The organism is Methylobacterium sp. WL18, assembly GCF_008040015.1.
Classification (GTDB): Bacteria; Pseudomonadota; Alphaproteobacteria; order Rhizobiales; family Beijerinckiaceae; genus Methylobacterium; species Methylobacterium mesophilicum.
In genome coordinates this window covers 1-3,458 of the sequence record NZ_VRVD01000502.1, presented here as the reverse complement: position 1 = coordinate 3,458, position 3,458 = coordinate 1, and the positions used below count along the sequence as shown (strand labels likewise).

General features: G+C 70.5%; 6 protein-coding genes. 2 read left to right on the top strand and 4 right to left on the bottom strand.

The window, feature by feature from the left end; translation table 11 throughout:
- Positions 1–321 (bottom strand): nitrate- and nitrite sensing domain-containing protein (locus FV228_RS23865; RefSeq protein ID WP_187277883.1); only part of this gene is annotated, 321 nt, incomplete at its 3' end.
- A gap of 97 nt (positions 322–418) precedes the next feature.
- Positions 419–835: a helix-turn-helix domain-containing protein gene (locus FV228_RS23860; protein ID WP_238263125.1), complete on the bottom strand. Its 417-nt coding sequence runs from the start codon at positions 833–835 to the stop codon at positions 419–421.
- A 122-nt stretch (positions 836–957) separates the two neighbouring features.
- Between FV228_RS23860 and FV228_RS23855 the strand changes: the two genes are divergently transcribed.
- Positions 958–1,977 (top strand): zinc-binding alcohol dehydrogenase family protein, encoded by a 1,020-nt coding sequence (locus FV228_RS23855; RefSeq protein WP_147856838.1) that lies wholly within the window; start codon positions 958–960, stop codon positions 1,975–1,977.
- A 10-nt stretch (positions 1,978–1,987) separates the two neighbouring features.
- On the top strand, positions 1,988–2,410 hold the full coding sequence (locus tag FV228_RS23850; RefSeq protein ID WP_147856837.1) for a cupin domain-containing protein: 423 nt from the start codon (positions 1,988–1,990) through the stop codon (positions 2,408–2,410).
- Positions 2,411–2,433: 23 nt separating this feature from the next.
- On the opposite strand, the gene FV228_RS23845 is transcribed toward FV228_RS23850, so the two are convergent.
- Together FV228_RS23845 and FV228_RS23840 are read right to left on the bottom strand one after the other, a co-directional pair.
- Positions 2,434–2,724 carry a type II toxin-antitoxin system RelE/ParE family toxin gene (locus tag FV228_RS23845; RefSeq protein WP_147856836.1) on the bottom strand — a complete coding sequence of 97 codons (291 nt, stop codon included), beginning with the start codon at positions 2,722–2,724 and terminating at the stop codon, positions 2,434–2,436.
- A complete protein-coding gene (locus tag FV228_RS23840) occupies positions 2,717–2,986 on the bottom strand; it encodes a type II toxin-antitoxin system ParD family antitoxin (protein WP_147856835.1) in 270 nt (89 codons plus the stop codon). Before FV228_RS23840 ends, FV228_RS23845 begins: the two co-directional genes overlap by 8 nt.
- Positions 2,987–3,458: the final 472 nt, after the last annotated feature.

The following is a 3,458-nucleotide window of genomic DNA, read 5'->3' as shown; positions in this document are numbered from 1 at the left end:
GCCGAAGCCGGTCGCGGCCGCCATCGCGTCGGGGAGCCCGGCCAAAGCCGCGTCGGTGCGGCTGCGCTGGACCGCCAGTTCCGGCCCGAACTGTGCCCCCCTGGCGGCCAGGAACAGGCTGGAGGCGCCGCGCTCGCGCTGGGCCTCGTGGACGAAGGCGCTGATCCGCGAGGCGAGGCCGACCAGGGTCTCGACCCGGTCCATCTCGGCGCGCCGCGCCCATTGGTCGGACACCGCCCACCCGGCCGCCCCCGCGAAGGCGAGGCAGGGCGCGAGCGCCACCGCGAGGATGCGCGCGCGGAGCGAGGAGAGGACGGCCATCGGAACCCGGTCTGGTGCAACGTTCACCGGAATCATCCGGGACGGTTCTAAAAACACCGTTACGGTGGAGGGGTTTGGCCCGTCTTGCAATGCACAATCAGGCGGCAGTCCCGACGGTGGGTGCCGCCTCGGCATGCAGTCCGGCCTCTTGCAGTCCGGCCTCTTGCCGTTCGGCCTCCTGCAACGCGGCATGCAGGTCGCCCCAGACCTTGAGCGCGTGGATGACCGGCTCCAGGGTCCGCCCCCGCTCGGTCAGACTGTACTCCACCTTCGGGGGCACCTCGGCGTAGACCTTCCGGGCGATCAGGCCGTCCGCCTCCATCTCGCGCAGCTGGTTCGTGAGCATGCGCTGCGTCACGCTCGCCAGCCGCCGGCGGATCTCGTTGAAGCGCAGGGTCCCCTCCATGAGGTGGTAGAGGATCACGCCCTTCCACTTGCCGTCGATGAGCCGGAGGGTGGCCTCGACGGCGCAGCCGGGGCTGCAACTGCCGCGATGGTGTCGGGTGCGAGGCATGGCGGGATCCCAAGGCGATCGGCGGACGGTATCATTCTCGGCACTATTGGCGTTTTATGTGCGTACTTGCGCGCCGTGAAGGCGGACGGCATCTCCGTGCGGGTCAGCCGGAGGAGATTGCGATGCGCGCCGTCGGGTACAGAAAATCCCTGCCGATCACCGAGGCCGAGGCCCTGGTCGATTGCGACCTGCCCCGGCCCGATCCCGGCCCCCGCGACCTGCTGGTGAAGGTCGAGGCGGTCTCGGTGAACCCGGTCGACACCAAGGTCCGGGTGCGGGCCGAGCCCGAGGCCGGCGGGGTCAAGGTCCTGGGCTGGGACGCCGCCGGCACCGTTCTCGCCATGGGTGCCGAGGCCGAGGGCTTCTCGGTCGGGGACGCGGTGTTCTACGCGGGCGACCTCACCCGGCCCGGGACCAACGCCGAATTCCACTGCGTCGACGCGCGCATCGTCGGGCACAAGCCCGCCAGCCTCGACTGGGCGCAGGCCGCCGCCCTGCCGCTCACCGCGATCACCGCCTGGGAGGCCCTGTTCGACCGGCTCGACGCCAAGAAACCGGTTCCGGGCGCCGCCCCGGCGATCCTGATCGTCGGCGGGGCGGGCGGCGTCGGCTCGGTGGCGATCCAGCTCGCCCGGCAGCTCACCGACCTCACCGTGATCGCCACCGCGTCCCGGCCGGAGACGGCGGCCTGGTGCCGGGATCTCGGCGCCCACCACGTGGTCGATCATGCCAAGCCGCTCTCCGCCGAGGTGGCGGCCCTGGGCCTCGGCGCGCCGGGCCTCGTGTTCTCGACCACCAACACCGACGCGCATCTCGCCGAGATCGCGACGCTGATCGCCCCGCAGGGCCGGTTCGCCCTGATCGACGACCCCGCGCAGCTCGACGTGGCGCTGCTCAAGCGCAAGAGCCTGTCGCTGCACTGGGAGTTCATGTTCACCCGCTCGATGTTCGGCACCTCCGATATCGCCGCCCAGGGCGCGCTCCTCGACGAGGTCGCCCGGCTGGTGGATGCGGGGCGCCTGCGCACGACCCTGGGCGAGCATTACGGGCCGATCGACGCCCGGAACCTGCGGCGGGCGCACGCGCTGATCGAGAGCGGGCGCGCCAAGGGCAAGATCGTGCTCGAAGGCTTTGCGTCGTGAGGCGGGCGCCATGACCGAGACGGGCACCGGAATCTTCGACGTGGCGGCGCTCGCGGCGGCGCTGCCCGACAGCGCGCGGACGCTCCTGGTCGACACCTACCTGACCGACCGGGCGGCGGCGAGCGCCCGGGTGTTCCGGGTCTACCGCCCGACCCCGCCGCACTATCACGCCACCTGCGACGAGTACCTGTACTGCCTGTCGGGACGCGGCACCGTCTGGCTGGGCGACCCCGCGAACCTCACGACGTTCGGCCCCGGCCAGCTCTTGTTCTTCGAGACGGGCACGGTGCACGCGATGCCGGAGATCGCCCCGGGCGAGCCGGTGACGTTCCTGTCGATCGACACCCCGCGGCGGGCCCCCACCGACATCGTGTTCGTGAATCCCGAGGACGGCACCCCCGCCACCTTCATGGCCCGCAACGCCGGGTCGTAAGAATTCGCAACCGGGACGAGGCACTAAAGCGCGAGACGTCTCATGCTGCGGCCGTGGACGATGGCCAGGATCAGGACGCCGCCATCCACCGGCTCGTACAGGATCACGTGCGCGGCGTATTCGTGCCGGTGCACGCCGGGCCGGATCGCGTCGGCCCTCCGGCCCATGCGGGGATTGTCGGCGAGGAGCTGGAAGGCGTGCTCCAGACCGGCGGCATAGGCTTCGACTTGGCGGACACCGAACTGCCGGTAGCCGTGGACGGCGATGTCGAACAGGTCCGCCTCTGCCCTCTTCGTGAGGGTGTAGTCACTCATCCAGCGGCTGGTCGCCCTGTGCATGCGTCCTGGCCCGGGCGACGATGTCGGGGACCTTGCGACGGCTCGGTCCGCTGGCGCGGGACTCGTCGACGATTCGGCGCAGATCCTGAACCGTCAGTTCGGGCTGGGCCCGCCGCTCGCGGTCACGGCGCACGAGGTCGCGGACATAGTCGCTCGTGCTGGCGTAATCGCCCTGTCTGATCTGCGCCTCGATCCAGTCCTTCATCGGATCGGGCAGGGAAATGGTCATGGTGGCCATGGGGCCTCGTCATCACCCCGGGGGGATCGAAGATCACGGGATCAAAGATAAGCGTTTTTCACAAAATTTCCTAAGCCCGCGATTCGCCGCCTCCCCGGTCCGCTGTTTCACCGCATGGTTGCCGGCGTACGCGTTTCGTTCTAGCAAGGGCGTTGCATGTCGGGCCTGCGTCCCGCCGGCCTCACCTTGCCGTCGACCGCTCCGGGCTCGACATGAGCGGGTGCGGCGGCTGACCCGCGCGCAAAGCCAGCCCCGACCGCGTCGACGCCTCGAAAGACCGCCGCCCTCATGGCCAAAGCCCAAGCCGGAACCCGAGTCGGACCCCGCGTCGGCGCCAGCAAAGCCGCCCCCAAACCGTCTCCCGTGAAGGCGTCGTCCGCCAAAGCGCCGGCCGAGGCGGTTCCGGCCGAGCCTGAGCGGACGAACAAGCCCGCGCGTACGAAGAAGGCCGAGGCCCCCGCCCCCGTCCGCC

Coding starts and splice junctions, on each gene's coding strand:
- FV228_RS23860 (WP_238263125.1), bottom strand. CDS start 835: ATGCCTCGCACCCGACACCATCGCGGCAGTTGCAGCCCCGGCTGCGCC.
- FV228_RS23855 (WP_147856838.1), top strand. CDS start 958: ATGCGCGCCGTCGGGTACAGAAAATCCCTGCCGATCACCGAGGCCGAG.
- FV228_RS23850 (WP_147856837.1), top strand. CDS start 1,988: ATGACCGAGACGGGCACCGGAATCTTCGACGTGGCGGCGCTCGCGGCG.
- FV228_RS23845 (WP_147856836.1), bottom strand. CDS start 2,724: ATGAGTGACTACACCCTCACGAAGAGGGCAGAGGCGGACCTGTTCGAC.
- FV228_RS23840 (WP_147856835.1), bottom strand. CDS start 2,986: ATGGCCACCATGACCATTTCCCTGCCCGATCCGATGAAGGACTGGATC.